General features: G+C 45.4%; 19 protein-coding genes. 11 read left to right on the forward strand and 8 right to left on the reverse strand.

Features of this window, described 5'->3' with window-relative positions:
• The first annotated feature begins 196 nt into the window (after nt 1–196).
• The gene (locus A4R26_RS18000; RefSeq protein WP_081165909.1) at nt 197–403 is read left to right on the forward strand and encodes a hypothetical protein; all 207 of its coding nucleotides are present in this window, start codon (nt 197–199) and stop codon (nt 401–403) included.
• 66 nt (nt 404–469) lie between these two features.
• Here the strand turns inward: A4R26_RS18000 and A4R26_RS18005 are convergent, their stop codons facing one another.
• From A4R26_RS18005 to serS, 5 genes are all read right to left on the reverse strand, one after another.
• On the reverse strand, nt 470–1,681 hold the full coding sequence (locus tag A4R26_RS18005) for a DUF1501 domain-containing protein (protein WP_081165912.1): 1,212 nt from the start codon (nt 1,679–1,681) through the stop codon (nt 470–472).
• A gap of 230 nt (nt 1,682–1,911) precedes the next feature.
• A complete protein-coding gene (locus A4R26_RS18010) occupies nt 1,912–3,354 on the reverse strand; it encodes a DUF1800 domain-containing protein (protein ID WP_081165915.1) in 1,443 nt (480 codons plus the stop codon).
• A 193-nt stretch (nt 3,355–3,547) separates the two neighbouring features.
• A complete protein-coding gene (locus tag A4R26_RS18015; protein ID WP_081165918.1) occupies nt 3,548–4,207 on the reverse strand; it encodes an autotransporter domain-containing protein in 660 nt (219 codons plus the stop codon).
• A 28-nt stretch (nt 4,208–4,235) separates the two neighbouring features.
• Nucleotides 4,236–4,883, reverse strand: a complete 648-nt coding sequence (locus A4R26_RS18020; protein ID WP_081165921.1) for an autotransporter domain-containing protein — start codon at nt 4,881–4,883, stop codon at nt 4,236–4,238.
• Between the two features lie 124 nt (nt 4,884–5,007).
• Entirely contained in the window at nt 5,008–6,279 is a 1,272-nt protein-coding gene (gene serS, locus A4R26_RS18025) for a serine--tRNA ligase (protein WP_081165924.1), read from the reverse strand.
• A gap of 175 nt (nt 6,280–6,454) precedes the next feature.
• Here serS and A4R26_RS18030 point away from each other — a divergent pair, with 175 nt between their 5' ends.
• The 6 genes from A4R26_RS18030 to A4R26_RS18055 all read left to right on the forward strand — a co-directional run bounded on the left by A4R26_RS18030 (nt 6,455) and on the right by A4R26_RS18055 (nt 10,246).
• A complete protein-coding gene (locus A4R26_RS18030; protein WP_081165927.1) occupies nt 6,455–6,799 on the forward strand; it encodes a hypothetical protein in 345 nt (114 codons plus the stop codon).
• A 172-nt stretch (nt 6,800–6,971) separates the two neighbouring features.
• On the forward strand, nt 6,972–7,661 hold the full coding sequence (locus A4R26_RS18035; protein ID WP_081165930.1) for a peptidylprolyl isomerase: 690 nt from the start codon (nt 6,972–6,974) through the stop codon (nt 7,659–7,661).
• Between the two features lie 119 nt (nt 7,662–7,780).
• Complete coding sequence (gcvH, locus tag A4R26_RS18040; protein ID WP_081165933.1) at nt 7,781–8,161, forward strand: glycine cleavage system protein GcvH; 381 nt, start codon at nt 7,781–7,783, stop codon at nt 8,159–8,161.
• A 96-nt stretch (nt 8,162–8,257) separates the two neighbouring features.
• Nucleotides 8,258–8,803 (forward strand): RNA polymerase sigma factor, encoded by a 546-nt coding sequence (locus tag A4R26_RS18045; RefSeq protein WP_081165936.1) that lies wholly within the window; start codon nt 8,258–8,260, stop codon nt 8,801–8,803.
• Between the two features lie 29 nt (nt 8,804–8,832).
• Nucleotides 8,833–9,630 (forward strand): anti-sigma factor, encoded by a 798-nt coding sequence (locus A4R26_RS18050; protein ID WP_133054722.1) that lies wholly within the window; start codon nt 8,833–8,835, stop codon nt 9,628–9,630.
• A gap of 223 nt (nt 9,631–9,853) precedes the next feature.
• Nucleotides 9,854–10,246: a VanZ family protein gene (locus A4R26_RS18055; RefSeq protein WP_081165942.1), complete on the forward strand. Its 393-nt coding sequence runs from the start codon at nt 9,854–9,856 to the stop codon at nt 10,244–10,246.
• A gap of 723 nt (nt 10,247–10,969) precedes the next feature.
• Here the strand turns inward: A4R26_RS18055 and prfA are convergent.
• On the reverse strand, nt 10,970–12,034 hold the full coding sequence (prfA, locus tag A4R26_RS18060) for a peptide chain release factor 1 (protein ID WP_081165945.1): 1,065 nt from the start codon (nt 12,032–12,034) through the stop codon (nt 10,970–10,972).
• A gap of 141 nt (nt 12,035–12,175) precedes the next feature.
• Between prfA and A4R26_RS18065 the strand changes: the two genes are divergently transcribed.
• Nucleotides 12,176–13,348, forward strand: a complete 1,173-nt coding sequence (locus tag A4R26_RS18065; protein ID WP_081165948.1) for an amidohydrolase family protein — start codon at nt 12,176–12,178, stop codon at nt 13,346–13,348.
• Nucleotides 13,349–13,543: 195 nt separating this feature from the next.
• Here the strand turns inward: A4R26_RS18065 and recO are convergent, their stop codons facing one another.
• Together recO and porZ are read right to left on the reverse strand one after the other, a co-directional pair.
• On the reverse strand, nt 13,544–14,284 hold the full coding sequence (gene recO, locus A4R26_RS18070) for a DNA repair protein RecO (RefSeq protein WP_081165951.1): 741 nt from the start codon (nt 14,282–14,284) through the stop codon (nt 13,544–13,546).
• Nucleotides 14,281–16,566 (reverse strand): type IX secretion system anionic LPS delivery protein PorZ, encoded by a 2,286-nt coding sequence (gene porZ / locus A4R26_RS18075; RefSeq protein ID WP_165760322.1) that lies wholly within the window; start codon nt 16,564–16,566, stop codon nt 14,281–14,283. The genes recO and porZ overlap by 4 nt, the downstream gene beginning before the upstream one ends.
• Before the next feature lie 585 nt (nt 16,567–17,151).
• Between porZ and A4R26_RS18080 the strand changes: the two genes are divergently transcribed.
• The 3 genes from A4R26_RS18080 to A4R26_RS18090 all read left to right on the forward strand — a co-directional run bounded on the left by A4R26_RS18080 (nt 17,152) and on the right by A4R26_RS18090 (nt 24,275).
• The gene (locus A4R26_RS18080; protein ID WP_081165957.1) at nt 17,152–19,503 is read left to right on the forward strand and encodes an efflux RND transporter permease subunit; all 2,352 of its coding nucleotides are present in this window, start codon (nt 17,152–17,154) and stop codon (nt 19,501–19,503) included.
• An 83-nt stretch (nt 19,504–19,586) separates the two neighbouring features.
• The gene (locus A4R26_RS18085; RefSeq protein ID WP_081165960.1) at nt 19,587–22,766 is read left to right on the forward strand and encodes a SusC/RagA family TonB-linked outer membrane protein; all 3,180 of its coding nucleotides are present in this window, start codon (nt 19,587–19,589) and stop codon (nt 22,764–22,766) included.
• 30 nt (nt 22,767–22,796) lie between these two features.
• Nucleotides 22,797–24,275 carry a RagB/SusD family nutrient uptake outer membrane protein gene (locus A4R26_RS18090; protein ID WP_081165963.1) on the forward strand — a complete coding sequence of 493 codons (1,479 nt, stop codon included), beginning with the start codon at nt 22,797–22,799 and terminating at the stop codon, nt 24,273–24,275.
• The last annotated feature ends 308 nt before the right edge of the window (nt 24,276–24,583 follow it).

Genomic DNA, 24,583 nt, shown 5'->3' on the forward strand with positions numbered 1-24,583 from the left:
AGCTTCCGTACTTTGCGCGGGAAACTGACCAAAGTCATTTGCATATTAGCATTACTTGTCCCGGCTAAGTCGGGATTATCACATTAGCACATCGGATTTTCGTATATTTAAAGGCTATTTTAGTGTTCTGGCTAAGATTTTGTAAGAGTTGTTGTCATCTTTTTTTAATTATACTAACCACGTAAATGAACTAATTATGTCAGAAATTACACTCACTGCATACAACGTAAAAACAAAAGAAAAGGGTGTTCCTATTCAGGATGCGGTTATTACCAAAACTGCAAAGGGAGCTTATATGGCGCAGGGCCATGATGGTAAAGGAAATAAATTAACCACTTTGTTGGGCGAGGAAAAGGCGCTGGCTGCAATTAAGGCCGGTATAGCCAAACAAGGCTGGGAGTAAATATTACAGGCGTGTCGCGGTTTGCAGGCGTTGTTGCCAGTTTAACCGTGACACGCCTTTGTTTTTTTATATAAAGCTCAGGTGATCATACTGACTGCCTAAGATTTTTTTGTCATCTGCCTGCAACCATTTATTCAGTATAGTTGCATATACATTTTTAAAATCTACTTTGTATTTCAGATCACCTTCCTGCAGGTCTGCGAGATCGGGCAACGCATTCAATACCCCTTTTTGTTTCAATCCGCCGCTTACTAAAAACATATTATTGGCAGTGCCATGATCGGTTCCGCCACTGGCGTTTTGTGCAACACGCCGGCCAAATTCAGAAAAGCTCATCAACAATACATCCTGAAAGCGATTGTTGTTTTTAAGGTCTTTTACAAATGCGGTAATGGCGTCATTCATCTCTTTAAACAATCTTTTTTGTTGTGCTTCCTGCGCCACATGCGTATCGAAGCTTCCCAACGAAACATAATATACTTTGGTATTGATATCTGAGAATATTAGGCTTGCGATGGTCTTCAGGCTATTTCCCAAATCGGTTTTTGGGTATTCGGTATTGCTTGGGTGTATGCGGCTTTGTTTGTAAATATAATCAGCGCTGCTTACTGTTTCCGCCATCGTTTTATACAGGTAGTCAACCGGTTTTTCTTCGCTGTTTGCCGCACGACTGGCCGCTACTTCCTTGAAGTATTTTTCGTTGCTCGATGTGAACAGCCGCCGCGGATCTTTCATGGCGAGCCCTTTTACATGTTCGCCCTTCATGGCCAGGCTTAATACATCATCTATTTCCAACGCCTGTGTGGGTTTGTCGCAGCCATTGCATTGCGCATCGAGGTAGCGGCCTACCCAGCCGGTATAAACATATTCATTGCTTTGGCTGGCGCTATGCCATATATCCATACTTCTGAAATGCGATCTGTCGGGGTTCGGGTAACCCACGCTGTTAAGGATACCCAGGCTGCCATCGCCGTACAGGTCTTTTAAGCCGGTTAGCGAGGGGTGTAATCCTACTTCGTCGGTTACCAGTAACGCCTGTTCTTTGGTTATGCCGAGGCGCGGGCGCGATTTATAGTAAATGTCGTTGCGTACAGGTATTACGGTGTTGAGGCCATCGTTTCCGCCGCTTAATTGTAAAACCACTACCACTTTATTGCCCTGCGGCACACCGATGGCTGCCGGCACCGGTTTTTCAAATGCTTTTAAAAATTTCGGCAGCATCATCGACGCTGTTGCCAGTGAGCCTATTTGAAGGAATTCTTTTCTCTTTATTAGCATATAATAAGTTCTTTATCTCTTAGTACTAAGTTTAATGTTCTGGTTTTTTTAGATAGAGCCGAACGCTGAACGCTTAAGGCGGAACGCAAATACAAATACAATTTTCTTCTTTGCTTTGCCTTTTCGACATCTGGCGCCAGGCACATTTTTCCTATTTTACTTTGCCTTTGGCTTTACGCCTTCTGCCTTTAACGTTGCGCGTTCAGCATTTGGCGTTAGGCGTTTCGTGTTCAGCATAGCTGATACTCCGGTGTGCTCATCAGTTGAATGGTTGCCGTTTTTATATAGCGCTCGCGGCTCGATGCATCGATGTATTTGCTCAGGACCTTTTCGCTTACCGGTTCAACGCCCTGGATCAAAATGCCTGCAACAGAATTGAGTAATTTTTCGCGGGGCACTTTCTCGAATTTCTTCAAATAGGTTTCCCAGTCAACGGCGGCGGAAATTATTTGTCCGCCCTTTTTGCCCTTTTTCTTCATCTCCTTCATACCCATCATCTGGTCGTCGTCGTCTTTTGGCGAAATGGTCACTTCATCGTTATCGAAGATCAGTTGCGGTATGCGCAGGCGGAACATTAACGAAGAACTGTCGATCCAGTTTTTTCCGCCGGGCCATCCGGCAACGTTGGGTGGGTAAAAGAGCACCTGCCCAAGGATGCGTTGCAACAACAGCTGCACCTGTTCGTTCTCGAGTTTCATGGGCAGCGCGCGGCGAATGCCAACGATGAGCTCAACCGGCGATTTAATTCTGCAGCCGATGTTTTTGGCATCATAGAACCATTCGCTGCTGAAGATGTCTTTCATCAATTCTTTTATATCGTACCGGCTTTGATAAAAACGGTCAGCCAGCCACGTTACATGCGCTTCATCGGGTATGTCGTTCACAAAGAAGCGATATACTTTGCGGGTAATGTAAGTAGCGGTTTGTTTGTGCTCAAGCAAAATGTTCAGCACATCATCGCCATTCAGATTACCGGTTTTGCCAAGCACGGTCTTTTTTCCATCGTCGTGTTGAAATTTTCTAAAAGCAAACTCTCCGCTTAAAGTTGCTCCCCAGCCGGTAAATGCGCGGGCGGCTTCTTTAATATCGTTTTCGGTATAGTTACCGCGGCCCATGGTGAACAGTTCCATTACTTCGCGGGCGAAGTTTTCGTTGGGATGGCCTTTTTTATTTTGATTGTTGTTGAGAAAGTTGATCATGGCAGCGCTCTTGCTTACTTCGCGCAGCAGGTCGCCAAAATTGCCCAGTGCGTTCTGGCGAATAACATCGAGCAGTTGTTGCTGATACAGGATGTTAATGTTGCGGCTGGCAAAATGCCCATGCCAGAAGAGCGACATTTTTTCGCGCAGTTGCTGATCGCTGTCGACCATTTCATTCAACCAGGTAATGTTGAGGTTCTTTATGTTCTCGCGCGATTGCTGGCGAATGCGCCTGCGCTCTTCGGGATTCAGGTCGCGCTTTTTTGTACTTGCCTCCTGAACGCCCATAATCAGCCCTTTGACAGCGGTGTCCGCCACATCGATCATCTGAGGGCCTTTGGCCGAGGCCTTGAACAGGGAATTGACGTAGGATTTATACGAGACGGTTGACAGTTGGTGATATGCTGAGGCCATTGGGCCAAAGCCGGCGCGCCAGAGCAGGTGTTGATTTTTCAACTGGGGAGTCACAGTCATTTCATGGGTGTTTTGCATGTGACTACCCACGGGATTAAAAGTTTAACGATTTATATTAAATTAATGGCGTGTTGGTACAAAGGGCCTGTAAAGGGCTCTTTGTGCTGTTGAATTGCGGGTTTTTGCAGGCGAAATGTAAAAAAGGCCATCGTGAACGATGGCCTTCAGGTCGATGTTGAATAGATAGAGATGCTTACCCTTTGTTGATCAAAAAACGAACGCCAATAAATAAGCGCGAAGCATTTTCGAGGCTGACCCCGGCACTAAATGATTTGGTGGTTGGTTCGTTACTAAAAGAGTTAGAGCCGGACTTTGCGCTTCTGTAAGCGGCATCGAAAAGCGAGGCGAAACCTGCTTCCAGTTGTATAAGATTGGTAAGTCCATAGCTAATGCCTGGTGTAAAACTGATTCCGGTTTCCCAGCCTTTTACAGTGGCCGTGCCAAATACACCGGGGTATGCCCAGCTGTGATCTGCTTTAAAGTGCAGGTACCTTACCCGGCCTTCGCCGAAAATGTAAAACCTGTTAAACACCGGCACATATTGGCGTGCAAACAAACCGCCGCCATATGATTTCTCGCTGTATTCAATAGTATACCCATCACGCTCTCTGTTGGTATGGGTATAGGAACCGAAAATGCCGGCCACCAGGTTATCTTTTATTGCCGTACCCCAGGCAGGCATTACGTTTGTTGCGCGAACTTCCCGTGGAACTAATTGGTTGTTGGAGTTGTTTTTCGTTTTGCTGTAAGAGATATTTGTTCCTAACCAGTTACTTCCTTTTTTGATCTGTGCATAAGAAGTGGTCAGCAACACAAAAACGAATAAAAGAGAAAGTAAGAATTTCTGTTTCATAACGATTTGGTTTGGTTAACTGAGCTGCCTATGCTTTTTTATTGATCAGGATGCGGAAGCCTATAAAGATATCCGACGCGTTATCGAGTGAGATGCCGGTGTTGAATGCGCTGGATTCTGTGTTAGTGAAACCTTGTTTGTTTTTTCTTTTTTGATACCGGGTTGAGAAAAGAGAGTTAAGTCCTGTTTCGAGTTGTAAATTTCTGGTAATGGCATACGATAAACCGGGTGTTAATGCAATACCGCTATTCCAGCCTTTCACTTTTAGTTCGTTACCGCCGGTAGTGTAATTATCAGTGCTGCGAATAGCCTGATAATATGCTTCGGCTTCACCAAAAATGTAAAGCCTGTTTACAACGGGCCAGTACTTACGTAAAAAGATGCCGCCGCCGTAGAGTCTGTCTTTTTTAGCAGAGGTATAACCAAATTTGGTAGTATTATTATTATAACTGAGGGAAACTCCCAAAATGAGATTCTCCTTAACAGCAGTTCCGATAGCCGGGCTTATATAAAAATTATTTTGTTTGGTGCTGGTTGCAGGTGCGCCGGAGTTATCTTTCGAATGGCTATAGCCTACACTGCCACCCAGCCATGTTGAACCTTTGCCGATCTGCGCCCGGGTGGCTACCATACATGTAAAAACGAAAATGAAGGAAAGTAAAAATCTTTGTTTCATATTACTTTGGTTTTTGGATACCGCAAATATGAAAAACAAAAAAGGAAGTACTTATTACGTGTACTTCCTTTAGCAAAGTTTTATGTTAAGTATAAACAAATGAGTAAAACATCACATGCGCGTATTAGTTTATCTGTTGTGCGCCGAAGTAACTGTGAAGTACAGCCGGTAATTCAATCCCGTTCGCGGTTTGATGGTTTTCGAGCAAACAGGCAACTATTCTTGGTAATGCAAGCGAGCTTCCGTTCAATGAATGCACAAGTTGGTTTTTACCATTGGCATCTTTAAACCGTATTTTCATGCGGTTGGTTTGGTATGCTTCGAAGTTCGATACGGAACTTACCTCGAGCCATTTTTGCTGAGCGGCGCTCCATACTTCAAAATCGTAGGTAAGTGCAGATGCGAATCCCATATCGCCGCCGCATAATTTCAAAATGCGGTAGGGGAGGTTCAATGTGTTCAGCAGTTTCTCTACATGGTTCACCATTTCTTCCAGCACTTCATAGCTTTTATCGGGGTGAACGATCTGTACTATTTCCACTTTGTCGAACTGGTGAAGGCGGTTCAGGCCACGTACGTCTTTACCATAGCTGCCCGCCTCACGCCGAAAACAGGGAGTATATGCCGTCATCTTAACCGGCAGATCGGCTTCTTTCAATAATTCGTCGCGATAAATGTTCGTTACCGGAACTTCGGCTGTTGGTATCAGGTAAAAGTTGTCTTCGGTAACAAAATACATTTGTCCTTCCTTATCGGGTAACTGACCGGTACCGAAGGCCGATGCTTCGTTCACCATATGCGGCGGTATAAATTCGGTATAACCGGCATTGGTATTGAAATCGAGAAAATACTGAATAAGCGCCCGTTGCAATTTGGCGCCTTTACCAATATATACGGGAAAACCGCTTCCGGTGATCTTATTTCCCAGCTCGAAATCGATGAGGTTGTATTTTTTTGTGAGGTTCCAGTGCGGTACCGCACCGGCGTGCAGGGTTGGTTTATTACCGCCTTCACGAATGGTGATATTGTCCTCTGGTGTTTTGCCCGGGGGCACTTTATCAGATGGCAGGTTAGGCAGCTTTACGATCTGCTCCTGTAATTTTTTTTCCGTTGCCGCCAGCTGATCGGCGATCGGTTGTAAAGTTGTTTTTAAAGAAGCAACCTCCAGTTTTGCGGTTTCGGCCGCTTCTTTCTGGCCTTTGGCCATCAATTGCCCGATTTCTTTGGATGCTGCATTTACTTTTGACTGGGTAGTATCAAATTCAAGCTGCAACTTTTTACGGGCGTCGTCAAGGGATATGAGCTCATCTACCAATGCTATTTCCCCGAAATTCTTTAAAGCCAGTCGTTCCTTTACCAGTGCTGTGTTTTGTCGAATAAATGCGATCTGTAACATGTGAAATCAGGTTTGCGGCAAAAATAATACTAATTAGTTAATGTGATAATTCGATAATTCGGTACTGAAATACAGCTTCAATGCCCGGGGTATGCGCGTGTTGGCGTGATTTCCGAAATTCAGACGCCAATTATCACATTATCGAATTATCACATTATCACATTAATTTTGCACTATGCAAGCAAATGACGATTTACAAAGCCGTTGGTGGAAGCTGGAAGAAAAGCTGATTGAACGGTTTGGCAGGAAACCAGATATGGAAACCATATTATTCTTAATAGGTATACAGGAGTTCGGCGATATAAAAGCAAAGTTCAGCAAGGAGCAAAAGCAGGATCTTATGCATATTGCTACCTGTTCGCTGCTGGCGCAAAGCGGTTTTTACGAACTGGAAGGAGTAGATGAAGAAGGCTGGCCGCACTTCAGGCAGTTGAAAGCCCTGCCGGTGATGAACCTGCACGAACAGGAGAATTTTTTGAAAGATCATATTCTGCTGTATTTCGATCAACAGGAGTTTTAAACCAATGTGATAATTCGATAATGAGATGATTCGATAATGGAAGCCTGAAACTGGGCCGGGTTCATATATACGTAAACCTCATTATCATTCGTTTTATGTAAGATTGCCGGGATGGCTGCATTAATTATCACATTATCGAATTATCACAATATCACATTATCATATTAACACTATGAATAAACTACTCCTCTTTCTCGCTTTTGTAATTCTTGTGTCATCCTATAGCACCGATCCACCCTACCAGGTAAAAAAGGGCGACCTTAACAAAGATGTGGAACTGGTGACCTCAAAGGGTACTCTGGTAATAAGGTTATCAGATTCTACCCCAAAACATCGCGACAACTTCATAAAACTTGTTAACAGGCATTTTTACGATGGTTTGTTGTTTCACCGAGTTATGAGCCAGTTCATGATACAAACCGGCGACCCCAAAAGTAAAACCGCCAAACCTGGCGAGGCATTGGGGCAGGGCAGTCCCGGTTATACGATCCCCGCCGAAATGCGTCCCTACTTATTCCATAAAAAAGGAGCGTTGGCGGCCGCCCGTACGCCCGACGAGGTAAACCCTACGCGTGAAAGCAATGGCAGCCAGTTTTACCTGGTACATGGAAGGGTTTATGACGATAATGACCTGAACCACGTTGAAGCCCGGTTAAACGGCTATAAGATCCCGGCAGCCCATCGCGAAGTGTATAAAACCCTTGGCGGTACGCCTTCGCTCGATCAGAAGTATACGATATTTGGCGAAGTGATAAAAGGGTTGGATGTAATTGATAGTATAGCCGCCGTTACCACCGGCGAGCGTAACCGTCCCGATGTGGATGTGAAGATCATTAAGGCTTCCCTTATTAAAAGGCAATGATGTGAGAAGTACGGAAAGTGCTGCCGGTAAGCCGGTAAAAACATAATTGTACACTTTCAGCCTTTGGGCCCTTGCAGCTAACATAAATTTCTTAATCTTGCAGCACAAAATTTAAACACATGAATTTTCCGGATAATCTCCGTTACACTAAGGATCACGAATGGATAAAGCTGGAAGGGAATACTGCCACCATTGGTATTACTGATTTTGCCCAACGCGAATTGGGTGATATAGTGTATGTAGAAGTAGAAACAGTGGGCAAAACCCTGATGGCTGAAGCCGTATTTGGTACGGTAGAAGCTGTTAAAACCGTTTCTGACCTGTACCTGCCTGTTTCCGGCACTATCAACGAAGTGAACCCAACATTGGCCAATTCGCCAGAGCTGGTAAATTCCGATCCGTATGGCGAAGGCTGGATGGTAAAAATGACCGTGAACAGCCCGGCCGACGTGGATGCATTGATGGATGCTGCTGCTTATAAACAACTGACAGGCGCCTAAAAAAAATTAAAATCCGGTGCGAACGTTATTACGTAAATTGAAAGTGGTTTAAATGACCACTTTTTTTGTAACACGCCACGTTTCCGGGTAAACACATTGGGTATTACACTAACATATACCGAACAGGAGTTGGTTTCCCTGCTACGTAACAGGGACAATAAAGCCTTTGCGTATTTATATGATAATTATGCATCTGCCCTGTACAGTATTGTATTGCAGATAGTGAACGATGCCGAGCTGGCCAATGATGTGCTGCAGGAAGTATTTGTAAATATCTGGCGAAGGATAGAACAGTACGACGCGGGCAAGGGCCGCCTGTTTACCTGGATGATGAACATTGCCCGTAATGCCTCCATCGATACCCTGCGGTCGCGGGGGTACCAGAACAGCCGCAAAAACCAATCAATACAGGGCAACGTAGATACCTTACAGGCCAGGGATGTATTGCAGCCGGGGGTTGATACGATCGGATTGCGGAAAATGCTGGAAAAATTGAGGGCGGAGCAGCGAATTTTGATAGAACTGGCTTATTTTAAAGGATATACGCACGAAGAGATTGCCGAGTTGGAAAAATTACCGCTTGGCACTGTGAAAACACGCATTCGAAGTGCATTGATTCAGTTACGCGGATTATTAAAGTGAATATACAGGAATACATATCAAGCGGCATAGTGGAAAGCTATGTGTTGGGGCTCGCTGATGAAGCGGAACGGACACAGTTTGAACAAATGTGCACGCAGCATACTGAAGTACGGGCTGCCCGGGATGCTTTTGAGCTTTCGCTGGAGCAACACGCCATGGCTGCTGCTGTAGCGCCGCCTGCCCGCGTACGGGAAGCCGTTTTACAACAGCTGGCTGCCGGGCCGGATGGCGATGCCGGTAAAATGGCGGCTCCTGTGGTTCAGTTGCGGCCTGTAAAGCGAGGCGCCATTCCCATGGCTATGCGCTATGTGGCCGCTGCTTCCATTGTTTTGCTGTTGGGCAGTGTTGGCCTTAATGTGTATTATTTTAATAAATACCAGGATTTCAGCAAACGCTACGATCAGCTGCTGGCGCAACAAACTGAGCTGGCTAAGAATAATGAAGTGCTGCAAACCAAACTGGGTAATTACGAAAGCACCGTTCAGGCATTGAACAGCCCGTATATGGCCCAGATAAAAATGGAAGGAAGCGCCGTGCCTGCCAGTCCGGCCCCGGACGGCAAGGCCACTATTTTATGGGATACCCGCACAAAAGATGTTTACCTCATGGTTGGCAACCTGCCGCAACCTCAGGCAGGTATGCAATACCAGTTATGGGCCATAGTTGACAACCAGCCGGTTGATGCCGGTATGCTCGATATGGATAAAGGCCTAATGATGGTTAAAATGAAAAATATTCCCCGCGCCCAGCTATTTGCCATCACCCTTGAACAGCAGGGTGGCAGTCCTACTCCTAAGGGCAAAATGTATGTAATGGGTAAAGTGTAGCCGGCAGACGGCAATCCCCAACTCCATCGGGGCAAGCTGTGAAACGTGAAAGTCCTGTATCCGCAACCCATAATTGTTGGCGGCAACCTGCAAACTGTGACCTGTATTTGTATTTCCCGGAAACCGGCAACTGGTAACCGGAACCTGTCTTCCCCTGCAACCTGTAACTTGTAACTCCTGCACCTTTGTGAATGGTAATCATTTTTGAGCTAACTTCCACGCCATGATGCGTCTTGTTAAAAAGCTTTGTACCTGGAAGATCATTCCTTTTGCCTGGACAGCCATAACCATTTTTTTACTGTGTTTGCCTGGTTCTGCAATACCCAGCGCCGGCGTATTTTCAACTGAAGGCATCGACAAAGTGGTGCATGCCATTTTGTTCGGCGGTATTGTTTTGTTATGGGCGTTCAGCATTTATTTTCGTCGTAATGATAAAGCAAAATGGCAGCAGATTATTGTAACACTGACACTTTTCAGTATAGGATTGGGGATTGGGTTAGAATTTCTACAAAGATATTATATTCCTAACCGCAGTTTTGACGGTAATGATATTATTGCCGATTCGGCTGGTGCTGTAGCTGCTGCGGTATACCATTGGTTTGTGAAAGTTAAATAGCAAATTGCTTATTGAAGTTCAGTTAGTTATATGCAAAAAAATAGCCCCTGTAGAAACAGGGGCCGTAACCAAAACTAACTGCTTATGAGAAAATTGACTGCTTTGTGTGAGTCGTTAAAAAAGAACTTTATTATATAACGCAAATCCAATGCCATTAGTATAGATAAGCCCGTTAAAGTAACATTAAATCCCCTGGGCTAACTGGCAAAGAACTGTGCGTATTAATTTCTAATGCAAAGGAACTACCTAAATTTTGAATTTCATTACGGTTTTCGATCTTTTTGTAAAACGTTAACATTCGCGTGTTTTTAAGTGGCGGCTGTGGAAGCAGTATCACGTAAAACCCCTAATTATACACCGAACGAACGTTAATTTAAAGCTGCTATAACTCCTTAATTATAACTTCGGTAACATATACCGTTATAACGGGGATTATTATACTAGTGAAATTAATGGAAAATTAATCTTAAGTTCTTAAGGAAGATATGGTCAATGTGTTTCGAGGTAACCGGTTAATTTGGAACCCTGTGAAACATCGATCTGCACCGGGTTACACAGGAGTGCCTACCATATAGGGCCGCTTTCATTATAGTTTTATCCGATAGATGATCATTACAAAGGAACGTCCCGCCGGGTAACCGGCGGGACGTTCCTTTGTGTTTTATGTACTTTATTAACTACTTATGGTACTTTATTACCAGTTCACTTTATAGTGCTTTACAACTAGTTTTGTTTAGCAAGTTTTTCAGCATTCTCGGCAAACTGTAACGCGTCGATAAATTCCTGCACATTGCCATTCATTACGTCATCGAGGTTATAAACGGTAAGGCCAATACGATGGTCGGTGATACGGCCTTGCGGATAGTTGTATGTTCTGATCTTTGCACTACGGTCGCCCGAACTTACCAGGCTCTTTCTATGTCTTGAAATTTCTTCTTCCTGTTTACGTACCTCTTCTTCATACAGTTTGGTACGCAGCATTTGCATAGCCTTTTCCCGGTTGCCTAACTGGGTGCGTTCTGTTTGACACATTACCACCGTACCGGTAGGAAGGTGGGTGAGAATTACTTTGGTTTCCACCTTGTTTACGTTCTGCCCACCGGCTCCACCGCTCCGCGCCGTTTCCATCTTTACGTCGCTGTCCTTTACTTCTACGTCTACTTCCTCGGCCTCGGGCATTACCGCCACGGTAGCGGCGGAGGTGTGCACCCGGCCCGATGTTTCGGTATCGGGAACGCGTTGTACGCGGTGTACGCCACTTTCAAACTTCAGCGTGCCATACACATCTTCACCGGTTACTTCAAGCTGTACCTCTTTGTAGCCGCCTACAGTACCTTCCGATTCGCTCAGCACGGCTGTTTTCCAGCCTTTCTTTTCACAATAGCGCAGGTACATGCGCAGCAGATCGCCGGCAAAAAGGCTGGCCTCGTCGCCACCGGTACCGGCCCTGATCTCCAGAATACAGTTCTTTTCATCCTGCGGATCTTTTGGTATCAGCAACTGGCGGATGGCGGCTTCCAGTTTTTCCTTGTTTTCTTCCAGCACCGGCAGTTCTTCCTTGGCCAGTTCGCGCAATTCAGCATCTTCGCCGTTCAGGGCTTCTTTATATACCTCCAGTTCGCTCAGCACCTTTTTATAATCCTCGTATGCTTTTACGATCTTTTCCAGGCTACGGTATTCCTGGCTCATGGTCCTGAACTTCCTGTTATTGCCTACAATTTCAGGGTTTGTTAACGCAACTCCCAGGTCCTCAAACTTGGCTTTTATAGCTTCCAGCTTGTCTAACATAGTTTTGACTTAATTTTGAACGGTGGAAAGGGCTTTTAACGGTTACCCTGGCAATGTTTCACCATTGCGGGCAGCCCGGTGCGCCTAACCCGCATTTTCCGACCATTATAAACCTGCAAAGTTAATTGTTTCATCGCTTACATGAATTACAGAAAGTTCCAGGCCGATCATTTATTTACCGGTTATGAATGGTTATCAGGCGATTCCGTTTTGGTCACCAGTCAGGAGGGGGAAATTGTGGATATTGTTCCGGCGGCAGCGGCGGGGGATAATATCAGCCGATTTTCGGGTATCCTGAGCCCGGGTTTTGTGAACTGCCATTGCCACCTCGAACTAAGCCATATGAAGGGCCTTATTCCTGAAAAAACGGGCATGGTTGACTTCCTGGTGCGGGTAATTCAACAACGCGGCTTCGATGCCCGGCTGATCGGCAGGGCCATAGAGGATGCAGAAAACAGTATGCTGCAAAACGGCATAGTGGCGGCAGGTGATATTTGTAATACGGCCAATACGGTAGAACAAAAAAAGAAAGGGCGGCTGCTGTACCATAATTTCATTGAAACGATGGGTTTTATAGAAGGTACGGCCGCGCAGCGGTTCGAGGCATCGAGGGCGGTTTATGACCAGTTTGCCCGGTTATACCGAACACCGGCAGAATCGAATTCTATTGTGCCGCATGCCCCTTATTCGGTTTCTCCGGCCCTGTTTCAACTGATCACCCGTTTCCCAGGCAATCACCTGCTTACCATTCACAGCCAGGAAAGCGCGGCCGAACGGGACTTCATAGAGAAAGGCACCGGCGATTTTCACCGGTTGTACCAGGCGCTGGGTATCGACATCTCGTTTTACAAACCGGCCGGAATGCCTTCCTGGTTATCGCATTTTCTGCCCAATCAATCGCTGATACTGGTACATAATACCAATACCAATAAAAACGATCTTGAATTTATTGCTGCCGGCAGCAGGGGTTGCAAGTTGCCGGTTGCCAATTTGTTCTTTTGTGTGTGCCCCAACGCCAATGAATACATCGGCAATCCTTTGCCCGATCTCGACCTGTTGCGTACATACGGCGCGGCTATCGTTGTGGGAACCGATAGCCTGGCTTCTAATCGCCAGTTGAGCGTGCTGGCCGAACTGCAAACCATTCACCGCCATTTCCCTCATATAGCTACAAAGGAGTTATTGCAATGGGCTACATTGAATGGCGCCCGCGCACTTGAGCTGGATGCTGTGGTGGGCAGCTTTGACACGGGAAAAAAACCGGGTGTGTTGATTATTGATGAAGATCTGTCTACGGTTGAAAGACTGGTATAAACAGGAGAAAAGTTACATGTTCCAGGTTCCATGATTCAGGGAAAGCCAATACAGGCCCCTGTTACCGGGTACCGGGTTGTTGAATTATTCAGTTCGTAAATATTAAGTTGTAAGTTCTATTGTATCCGCCGGAAACCGGAAACTGGCTCCCCTTGTGCCCTGCGACGGCTATTTAAAATTCACAATAGATATAATTTATCCCAATACTTCCTGTAAAACAGGTAGTGTTTTCATTACGCCAAAATCCTGTACATGCAGCGCATAGTAGACCTGGTAGGCATGTAATAAGGTACGGCGGGTTTCCTTGTTCAGCTTTATTTGCGTGAGCTCCTGCGGCTGCATAACCTTTAACAGTTGTGAAGTAATATAACTGAATGGATACGACAGGAAGTTCGGATGCACCGGGTGCTCATGTACGAATTCCCCTTCCTGCAGATCGAGATAGGGGGTTGCTTCAGTATACCTGTCGGTAAAACGGAAACCATAGAACGAGGCCAGGTGTAATGCAAAGTATAATGGAAAGTTCGCTGCTACCTGCTCATCGGCTTTATCGAGATGTGTAAACGCATCTTCCGCAAAGTAAAACAGTTCCGGATTGCTCTCGGGTTGTTTAAGCGTTTTCGATAACAGTTCTACCATAAATAGCGCTACGGAATTTTTTACTACATCGAAAAAAATGTGCTGGTATAAATAACTCCACCTGAATTCACGGAGGCGCTGCAGGTGATGCAGTTCGTTATGATAAGCTACGAGGTCGAGAATGGCGCCTGGCTGAAACAGGTTGGCCTTACCGCTTCCTTTTTTGGAAGAAGAGCGAACGCCGTTCACTATATACGATTGTATGCCGAACAGCTCCGTGAAAATGGTGACGATCACACTGGTTTCGCCGTATTTTACGGTGCGTAATACAATGCCTTTAGTGTTGTGCAGCGTCATTTTTGAATGAATACGATTTTTGTAACCTGTTTTTCCTGGTGGTTCTCATCACTGCTGAATACCAGGTAGATGCCGCTTAAAACAGAGCGGCCTTTATAATCCTTTCCGTTCCAGACGACCTGGCTGCCCAGGGCCCTTGTTTGATATACCAGCCGCCCGTTCAATTCAGTGATCTTTACAATGGCATTATGGGCAACGCCCCTGATGGCAATGGTGCCGTTGTAACCCGGCGGTACGGGGTTTGGAAAAACCAGCACATCGCTATTGGTTTCCGTTTTTTCGGTGGCTGTACCGCGAAATGAACAAATGCCTCTGGCGGTTGCAAAAAACACTTCGCCTGTTTTTCCGTCGATGGCAATTTGTTTTACGTCATTGCTTAACAGTTCGCTATTGCTTTCCGTAAACCGGTAAATGATCTTATTGGCATCGGCGCTTATAAGCCATACGCCGTTTTTTGTACCTATCCATTTTCGATCGGCGCCATCGATGGCAATGCTTTGCACATCTTCGTCGCTGAACAAATAGCCGGCAAAATTATCCTGCTGTACAACGGGCAGCACCGCTTCGCATCCCTGGCTGGTAAAAACCTGTTGGGCACATTGAATTATGCCAACGCCTTTAGCGGTTCCAACCCAGATGAAATTGTTTTTATCTTTTGCAATACAACGCACCTGGTTATCGGGCAGGTTGCCGTTTCCTTTGCCGCTTTGGTACAATTTCCATTTATCATCGCCGGGGTTGTCTATGCCTTCGCCATGACTGAAACAGACCAGTCCCTTGTTCTTCGGCAGCACGATCCACTTCTGGTTATTATCATCTATTACAATTTGCGAAACGGCTTGTTCGCTGAGGGAAAACGGAATGATAAAAGAACGCCAGTTGCCATCGGCCTTCCTTACGTGCAGCGGGCTCAGGGCGCCGTAATTGGCAACCCAAAGATTACTTTCCGCATCTACAGCGAGGCCGCTTACCCGGTAGCTGGCCGGGTTGAAGTATGCTGGTTGTATGGCCGAGTTTTGTTTAAAGATCTGTATACTGTTATCCTTTTTAATATTCACAAGTCCACCCCCAAAGGAGCCGGCCCATACGCTTTCATTGGCGGGGTCTACAGCAACCGATACCAGGTCGGGGAGGGTATCGAGTATGGAAAAACGCGTGCTGTTGAAATAGTTCCAGTTGTTATCGCTTAAAGTAAACAATCCGTTTTTATTATTCTGCGGTTCCCAGTTGGCATTTACACTTCCTGCGGCAGCCCAAAGCGTGTTGTGCACTATTTGCATACCACCGGTAACGGTTGATAATGGCGAACCGGGTATTAACCGGTTAAAGGAAGCGCCGCTGAAATTTGATAAACCGGCCAGCGTATCGGCGATCCAATAGGTGTTTTGGAAAGCAACCGCCTGTTGCGGCCGCTGCGTCAGCTGCGCATCCTGAATTATTCTTTCAAAAGAGCCGCTGGCGGTAAGCGTTACAATACGGCCTGAATTGTTATTGGTTTCGCTTAATAAGATGACGTTGTCTGATACCGTACAGTTTTTGATAACCCAGCCATCGCGGTAAAATACATTCCAGTTGGCGCCTGATTGTAAATACAGGGTATCGTTCTTTAGCGCCAGCACTTTGTTTTGTACCGATACTACCGATTGTACAACACCAGCAGGCAATCCGCTGGCGCCTGATACCAGTTGCCAGTTGCGAAAATCGGCCAGGTTTATATTATTTACCGGTGCCTTCTTTATTCCTTCTTCGGTAGCTGCATATAAAAAAGCGCCATCGCCTGCAACTGAATTCACTTTGATCTTTGAGCCGTTGTTACCGATGATCCAGGTATCTTTTATTTCGTATTTATCAAGATTGACAACCACAATTCCAAAACCGGTTGCTACATACGCCAGCTGTTGGTGAATGTATATTGACCGAACGCTTTTATCGCCGGCTGTAGCGGCATTTTTTAAAGCATTTATATTGATCACTTTTTCATCGACCAGCACATCGATATTGCTGTTAGTGTAGGCGATCACCAGGCGCCGGCCACCAGGTTCAGCAGCAATAGCGCTGATGCCTGTTTCAGAAAGCCCGTTGGTGCGGCTCCATCGTTCAATGCTGTTATCGGCAGCATCAACTGAAAACAAACTGTAAGGGGTAGCGGCCCATATCTTATCGGCGGTATGCGTAACACCGGTTACCTGTTGATAAGGTAAGTGATCCCGCCATTGACCTATTGGCTGCAACTGAGCCATGGATACGAACGGAATGGTAAGCGCGAGGCAATAAAGAGCCATGATCCGTTGAAACATAGTTTTCAAAGGTAGTTATATGTAGTTGATTTGGTAATATACAACCGGCGGGCCAATCTCGCCCCGGTTTTCGGGTCGGGTGTCGAAATCCTTCGGAACGGGTGGCGGATTTCTCGGGGAGTCTCCCGCTTTCTCCTGTGAAAGGTGTTAAAAACCGGGGATAAGCCATGGACGATCCTGCATCAGGCCGGAAGCAGGCTACGGTAAATTGTTATTATGTCACGGCCTGAAATAGTGGCCGACAGTTAAAAATATGTGTGCATTAATACTAAACTGTTTTCAAAAACGTACTTATGGGCAGGTTGCTCATTGTGCCGGTTAAGCAGGATGAAGGTGTTATGTTGTTATTAATTGTTTCCTAATGCGCTGACATTAAAAGTTCGTTAGCGGCTTTTATTAGCGGCAAATAAACTTCCTTAATCCTGTTAAATTGAGTTTCTTTGCGCACCACTGTCCCGCCTGGCGGCGGAAGAACATAGAATGAATGAGGCAAGGACCGGCTACTGCCAGCGCCTTGTGCGTTTGTGACTTGTGCCTTTTTATTTGAGGATCTAATATTTGATAAATCTTATGTGGGAAAAAATCGCCCGGTTTATTTTAAGATCACGCTGGACCCTGTTGATAATCCTGTTGGCTTGTACCGTTGTAATGGGTTACCACGCTTCCAAAGTACAGATGAGCTATGAGTTTACGAGAGCCATTCCAACCGATAATCCAAAATACCAGGCTTACCAGGCTTTCCGCAGCCAGTTTGGCGAAGACGGGAACCTGATGGCCATAGGTATCACTACCGATAAATTGTTCCAGGCGCCAGTTTTCAACGATTATGCAGCGCTGGCTAAAGATATCAGGAACGTTACTGCCGTAGAGGATGTGCTGAGTGTACCCGCCGCTACCAACCTGGTAAAGGATGCAATGAACGAAAAGCTGAATGCCGTTCCTGTTTTTCCCGGCCGGCCGGTTACGCAACCGGAGCTCGATAGTATGGCGGCTGTTTTTTTTAGCCTGCCTTTCTACCAGGGATTGATGTACGACCCCGCTTCAAATACGTACATGATGGGTATACGCATCAATAAAGACGTACTGAACTCCAAACGCAGAAATGTAGTTGTAGCTAAAATAGTTGAGATCGCAGATGCTTTTGGAAAAAAGCACAACCTCGAAATGCACTACAGCGGCCTGCCGTTGATACGAACCAACCTGGCTACCAAGGTGGCCGCAGAAATGCAATTGTTCCTGTTGGGTTCAATTATTCTATCAGCCATAATCTTATTGATATTCTTCCGCAGTCTGAGCGCTACCGCTATTTCACTGGCTGTTGTGATCATTGGCGTAATATGGTGTATGGGAACAATTGAATGGATGGGATACAAGATCACGCTGCTTACCGGCGTTATTCCTCCATTGATAGTAGTAATAGGTATTCCCAATTGTATTTACTTCCTCAATAAATATCATACCGCTTATAATGATATAAACGGCGAGGTATTTACCAATGAGAGCAGGAAGCGCGTAGCTTTAACAGCCATGATCAGCCGCATGGGTATTGTAACGCTGTTCTGTAACATTGCAGCAGCTATCGGGTTTGCTGTTTTTGCTTTAACCAAAAGCGAAGTGCTGAAAGAGTTTGGCGTTGTTGCCGGTATCAATATCATGGCGCTGTTCTTTATTTCCATCATGTTCATTCCGGGCGTGCTGAGCATTTTACCCGATCCAAAGAAAAGACACACCCGTTACCTCGAGAACAAATGGTTGCTTAAGATCCTCGATAACCTCGAACGCTGGTCGTCACATCACAAAAAACTCATTTACGGTATTACGGTTATCATTTTACTTGTTTCCGTAGCAGGCATGTTCAAATTGAAATCGGTAGGTTTTATCGTTGATGACCTGCCAAAGACCGATAAGATCTACAAAGACCTGAAATACTTCGAGCAACACTTCAGAGGGGTAATGCCGCTGGAGATCGTTGTAGATACCAAGCAAAAACAGGGTTTGCGGCGTAGTCCGGTTCAAACCTTCGCCCGCATCGATTCCTTATCGCAATTCATAGCTGCACAACCCGAAATGGCGCGGCCGTTGTCGATAGTGGAAGGATTGAAGTTCGCGCGCCAGGCTTATTACAATGGCGACAGCGCTGCTTACCGGGTTCCCAATGAAGGCGACCTGCTGTTCTTGTCGCAATACCTGAGCGGCAAAGGCTCAACTGACAGCAGCGGTAAACAAAACAACTTCAACCGCGTGGTAGCTTCGTTTATGGATAGCAACCGCCGGCAGGCGCGTATAAGTGTAAGCATGGCCGATGTTGGAAGTAAACGTTTGCCCGAACTTATAAGCACTATTGAAAAACGAAGCAGCCAGTTATTCGATACATCTAAATACCATGTAACATTCACCGGCACCAGCGTTACCTTCCTCGAGGGCAGCTCATTTATAATAAACGGGTTGAAGGAAAGTATTATGTGGGCGTTTTTGCTGATAGCGCTTTGTATGCTGTACCTGTTCAGGTCGTTTAAAATCTTAATATGTTCGCTCATCCCGAATATCATTCCTTTAATTATAACGGCAGGGGTCATGGGCTGGACCGGCGTTGCCATAAAACCTTCAACAGTACTGGTATTTTCTGTGGCGCTAGGTATTGCAATCGATATAACTATCAGGTTCCTCGTAAATTACAGACAGGAACTTGCTATGAATAGTAAAAAAACTTCACATGAACTGGTAATCGATACCATTCACAAAACAGGAATTAGTATCATTTATACATCTTTGGTTCTCATTGCCGGTTTTGTGATCTTCTGTTTCAGCGGTTTCGGTGGTACCCAGGCGATAGGATGGCTTACATCGCTTACGCTGGTGCTGGCTACCCTTACCAACCTGATATTTTTACCAGCCCTATTGCTTACTATGATAAAAAAATAGATTTCTTTTTTTTAAAATTAAAGTTATCATGTTGTTTTTAGTTAAATTAGTGATGAGAGTTACTAACTTCTAAAAAATCACACATGAGAAAATTGCTATTACTGCTACTTGCAGTGGGCGCAAGCACGTGCCTATTGCAAGCACAAACCCGTGCAATATCGGGTAAAGTCACTTCTACGGACGGCAGTCCGATCCCCAACACTTCTGTGATTATCAAAGGAACTGGATTCGGAACATCAACCAAATTCGACGGAACTTACTCGATGAATGTTCCTGAAGGTTCAAAGATCCTCGTTTTTACTGCTGTAGGTATGGCTGATGCTGAAGTGAGTATTGGCAACAAGGCTGTTATCAATATTCAGCTGCAATCAACCGACAAGAACCTCGCAGAAGTTGTGGTAGTTGGATATGGTACGCAAAAGCGAAAGGAAATTACAGGTAACTTTTCCACCGTAAAGGGAACCGAGATTGCAGAAAAGCCTGTACAAAGTTTTGAATCGGCGCTGGCTGGAAAAGCTGCAGGGGTTCAGATTACCGTACCCAATGGCGTGGTAAATAACCCGCCGGTTTTTCGCATCAGGGGAACCAATTCCATTTCGCTGAGTTCTTACCCGTTGATCGTAATTGATGGTATTGCTACCTATACGGGCGATCAGGGTGGAACCAGTGCACCGGCCAACCCGCTGGCTAGCATTAACCCGGGCGATATCGAAAGCATCGACATTGCAAAAGATGCAGCTGCGGCTGCTATTTATGGTAGCCGTGCAGCAAACGGCGTGGTATTCATTACCACAAAAAAGGGAAAATCGGGCCGGGCAAAAGTTAATTACGACGGATGGGTAGGGTTTTCAAAAGCCAACAGACTGCCTGAAGTTTTAAATGCTCAGGAGTATGTTGACTTTAAGAATATGGCGCTCGATAACCTGAAAGCAGTTAATGCCGCCACTACCGGAAGTTTCATCATTCCAAAAGATGCCAACGGTAACCCGATTAATACTAATTGGTACGATGAAGTTTATCGCCAGGGCTTTTCGCATAGCCATAATGTAAATGTATCTGGCGGTAATGAAAGCACCACCTATTATTTTTCTGCAGGCTATACTTCGCAACAGGGTATTCTTAAAAAAAATGAATTTATTCGCAGTAATATCCTCACCAACGTAGATAGCAGGGTCACCAAATGGTTAAATGTAGGCGGTAAAATATCATATTCAAATGAAAAGAACAGGATCGCCGGAACTTCGGGCTCATTACCAGGTGAAGCATTCAATTCGGCTGGTGCCGCACGGCTGGCGGTAGCGCTTCCCTCCAATACCGCTCCTTATAATAATGATGGCACATATAATATCGCATCTGCCACTGCAATTGGCGGTATGGGCAGCCTTGTAAATGGTGCCAACCCGTATACGTTTAACAATATTACCATGTTGTTGAACCTGAATCGTTCAAATAATGAAGCCAATCACCTGCAGTCGAACGTATATGTACAGGTAAAACCTCTTAGCTGGATCACGCTAAGAAGTACATATGGGATCGATAATTTGTTACTGGATAATGAAATTTTCCTCAACCCATATCACGGTGATGGTACATCGGGTGGTAGTGGACCGGGAGGTGGCGCCACCGGTTCTTACATAAAGTATAAGACCTGGCTGTGGACGAACACTGCACAATTCGATTATTCTTTTGGCGATATACATAACTTTAGCCTGCTGGTAGGTAATGAACAGCAAAGGCGTACCTACGATGGGTTTGGTATCAATCGCAGAACATTGTCCGATTCGGCCTATACCGTTATTCAGGCAGGGTTTACTACCAACAATACTTCAGGCATGATCCTCTCAGAGAATTACCTGCTTTCGAGTTTCGGCCGTTTGAATTATAACTTCAACAAAAAGTATTTTATCAGCGCCAACCTGCGCCAGGATGAATATTCAGCCCTCGGCGTTAAGAAAGGGACCTTCTATGGATTTTCCGGCGGTTGGGAAATTGCTAGGGAATCATTCTGGAATACGCTGGGAATCGACAATATATTCAGCAGTTTCAGGTTGCGCGGAAGTTACGGTAAAGTGGGTAATATTTCAGGTATAGGCGATTTTGAAACGTATTCAACCTATTCTTCCGGTTTGTACGGTGGAAACCCAACCCTGTTTTTTTCTACGGTAGGTAACAATAAAATAGAATGGGAAACCAGTACAAAGACAGATGTAGGTATTGTATTTGGCCTGTTCAATGATCGCGTAAGAAGTGAGATCACTTACTATAAGAACAATATCGATAACCTGTTATTAAGAGTTCCCCAGTCACCTTCAGTGGGCTTGCCTAACGGAAACAGCGTATTGATGAACGTTGGTAAAATGTATAACCAGGGCATAGAGTTTATGGCTGATGCCCAGGTGATAAGTACGAAAGATTTTAACTGGAACACAACGTTCAATTTTTCTTACAACAAAAATGTGGTAACTGCTTTGGCCGATGGTTTAACGGAGGTGGTAACCTCAACCAGCGGCCTGGAAACAGTTAATAAAACGGTGGTAGGAAAAAGCGCCGGTTATTTGTGGGTAGTACCAACTGCCGGGGTTGACCCAACGAGTGGAAGAAGGATCTTTGTGAATGCTTCCGGCGAGCAAATTCTTTTCCAGAATTCACCGCCTGCAGGTCAAACCCAGTTCATGACTACCGATAACAAGCCCTATCTGAAAAACAATGGAAGGATCACACAGCCCGACGACGGCGTATTGTATGCAAATGTGATCCCCAAATATGTTGGTGGTTGGACAAACACGGTAAATTATAAAGATTTCGATCTGAACTTCCTGTTCACTTACCAGTTAGGTGCATATATATATTATGGTACAAACGCAGGTTTGCACGATATGCGTTTCTGGAATAACGACAAAGATGTATTAACCGATTCCTGGCAAAAACCAGGCGATAATGCCAAATATGCCAAACCGGTATACGGCGATAATTCTTCCAACGGATCGGCAATGCCTTTAGACATTAACGTATTCAAAGGCGATTTTGTAAAGCTGAGAACAGTACAGATCGGTTATAACCTGCCCAAGAGTATTTTAGACAAGGTCTTAATTAGCCGTGCCAGGTTTTATGTGGCCGGTCAAAACCTTGCTGTTATTACCAAATATCCCGGGCCCGATCCGGAAGTGTCTTCAAACGGTAATTCCGGCACCTCCTTCGGTGTCGACAGGAATACCCTGGGGAATGGCCGTACCATAACTGTTGGTTTAAATGTTGGTTTTTAATCTGTTCATTCAACTTTAAAAAAAAAATTAATGAAACCTATATTCATATATGCATTTGGTTTAGCAGGCATGTTGGCGACTTTGTCTGCGTGCCATCGTGAATATCTTGATCCGGCTCCTCAAAACTCGGTTTCCGATGCCAGCGCTTTTTCTACCGCTGCGCGAATTGCCAACCAGATGCCGGCATTATATGCAACTTTCAAAAGTGGCGCTTTTTACGGCGGCCGTTATATCGTGTATGGCGATATTCGGGGTGAGGATTTTATAGCGCAGGACCCCAACCTTGTTACCAACTATGACGTTTGGTTCTTAAACCCCACCAATACCGCCACATCGGTTAAGGGTTTGTGGTTGCAGGCCTACCTGTTAATAAACGCTTGCAACGTGTTTATCGATGGCATGAATAGCAAGGGAATTGCTGTAATAGGGAATACAATTGGAAATGCTTACGTAGGTGAAGCAAGGCTTCTCAGGGCAATGGCTTATTACAGTTTATTGCAATTTTATGCCCGGCCGTATGCTGATGAAAATGGTTCCAAAGCAGGGGTACCTTTAAGGTTAACTGGTATACTGGGGCCCGGTTTCTCAGATATGGCAAGAAGCTCTGTGGCCGAGGTATATACGCAGATCCTGTCTGATCTTGACTTTGCCGAAGCCAACCTGCCACTGTCGAATGCACCCGCCGCTGCCAGTATGGGGAACGTTACACGTGCACACCGCAATACCGCTATTTCCCTGAAGACAAGAGTTTACCTGAGCATGCACAAATATGATAAGGTAATTGAAGAAGCGAATAAGATAGTACCCACCACTGGTCCTTTTACCGCCAAAGGCGGTGTGGCCAATACGCTCGTTACGGATTATGCTTCGATTTTTAAAGCACCTTATCTTACTGCAGAATCCATTTTATCGATGCCCTTTACCAGTAATGCAGCCGATGCGCCGGGAACGCAAAATGACCTGCGCAGTTATTTTTATGCGGCTGCAAACGGAGTAGGGTCAATATATTCGCTGAATCCATCCGGTATAGTAGCAAATGCAGGCTGGCTTGCAAATGATACCAGAAGAAGTTTGATCGATACATCGAAGGCAACTGCAAATTTGGGTAAGATCTATGTAAAGAAATTTCCTACCGCTACACCGTCAGATTATGTTATTGTAATGCGTTGGGCCGAAGTATTACTGAATCTGGCAGAAGCCAGGGTACGCAATACCAATACAGTAGATGCGCAGGCGATAGCCCTGTTAAACGCAGTACACGGCAGGTCGGATGCCGCTACGGTGTTTACGCCAGGCAGTTTTGCCGATGCTTCCAGCCTCATCAATACCATACTCACTGAGCGCCGCATCGAATTTCTTGGTGAAGGATTACGGAATAACGATCTTATGCGTTTATTGCAAACCATTCCGGCTAAGGGAGCAGCAACAGCAAGGGCTCCTTCTGAGGAAGGATATATCTGGCCCGCCTCTTCCGATGAAAAAGCATTTAACAAGTTGTGGGTTGATTAATTCAGGCCGTATAACCGTCGTGAAACCTATAAATTGATTTCAGGCTGATGACCTGGACCTAAAACGGGGTCCGTGATAGTGATAACCTGGGGCTGTCTTTTGCCGGACAGCCCCTTTTATTTTGAAACCATGTTGATGCTAACTATAACACTGATGTACCACGAAGAAATTTCTTTTTTGGGCTGGCATACAGGCAATTGCATTACAATCTTATGTGCGGCTTAACAGGTTCCACGCTCCTTCAACAACTCACTTCCTGCCGTTTTTTGCGTCCGCATTTTCGGGTAAACCATGATTAAACGAAGGCT

It is taken from the genome of Niastella populi (genome assembly GCF_002078015.1).
Taxonomy (GTDB): domain Bacteria; phylum Bacteroidota; class Bacteroidia; order Chitinophagales; family Chitinophagaceae; genus Niastella; species Niastella populi.

Coding starts and splice junctions, on each gene's coding strand:
- A4R26_RS18035 (WP_081165930.1), top strand. CDS start 6,972: ATGAATAAACTACTCCTCTTTCTCGCTTTTGTAATTCTTGTGTCATCC.
- porZ (WP_165760322.1), bottom strand. CDS start 16,566: ATGGCTCTTTATTGCCTCGCGCTTACCATTCCGTTCGTATCCATGGCT.
- A4R26_RS18015 (WP_081165918.1), bottom strand. CDS start 4,207: ATGAAACAGAAATTCTTACTTTCTCTTTTATTCGTTTTTGTGTTGCTG.
- A4R26_RS18010 (WP_081165915.1), bottom strand. CDS start 3,354: ATGACTGTGACTCCCCAGTTGAAAAATCAACACCTGCTCTGGCGCGCC.
- A4R26_RS18020 (WP_081165921.1), bottom strand. CDS start 4,883: ATGAAACAAAGATTTTTACTTTCCTTCATTTTCGTTTTTACATGTATG.
- A4R26_RS18000 (WP_081165909.1), top strand. CDS start 197: ATGTCAGAAATTACACTCACTGCATACAACGTAAAAACAAAAGAAAAG.
- prfA (WP_081165945.1), bottom strand. CDS start 12,034: ATGTTAGACAAGCTGGAAGCTATAAAAGCCAAGTTTGAGGACCTGGGA.
- A4R26_RS18085 (WP_081165960.1), top strand. CDS start 19,587: ATGAGAAAATTGCTATTACTGCTACTTGCAGTGGGCGCAAGCACGTGC.
- A4R26_RS18005 (WP_081165912.1), bottom strand. CDS start 1,681: ATGCTAATAAAGAGAAAAGAATTCCTTCAAATAGGCTCACTGGCAACA.
- recO (WP_081165951.1), bottom strand. CDS start 14,284: ATGACGCTGCACAACACTAAAGGCATTGTATTACGCACCGTAAAATAC.
- A4R26_RS18065 (WP_081165948.1), top strand. CDS start 12,176: ATGAATTACAGAAAGTTCCAGGCCGATCATTTATTTACCGGTTATGAA.
- A4R26_RS18090 (WP_081165963.1), top strand. CDS start 22,797: ATGAAACCTATATTCATATATGCATTTGGTTTAGCAGGCATGTTGGCG.
- gcvH (WP_081165933.1), top strand. CDS start 7,781: ATGAATTTTCCGGATAATCTCCGTTACACTAAGGATCACGAATGGATA.
- serS (WP_081165924.1), bottom strand. CDS start 6,279: ATGTTACAGATCGCATTTATTCGACAAAACACAGCACTGGTAAAGGAA.
- A4R26_RS18080 (WP_081165957.1), top strand. CDS start 17,152: ATGTGGGAAAAAATCGCCCGGTTTATTTTAAGATCACGCTGGACCCTG.
- A4R26_RS18055 (WP_081165942.1), top strand. CDS start 9,854: ATGATGCGTCTTGTTAAAAAGCTTTGTACCTGGAAGATCATTCCTTTT.
- A4R26_RS18030 (WP_081165927.1), top strand. CDS start 6,455: ATGCAAGCAAATGACGATTTACAAAGCCGTTGGTGGAAGCTGGAAGAA.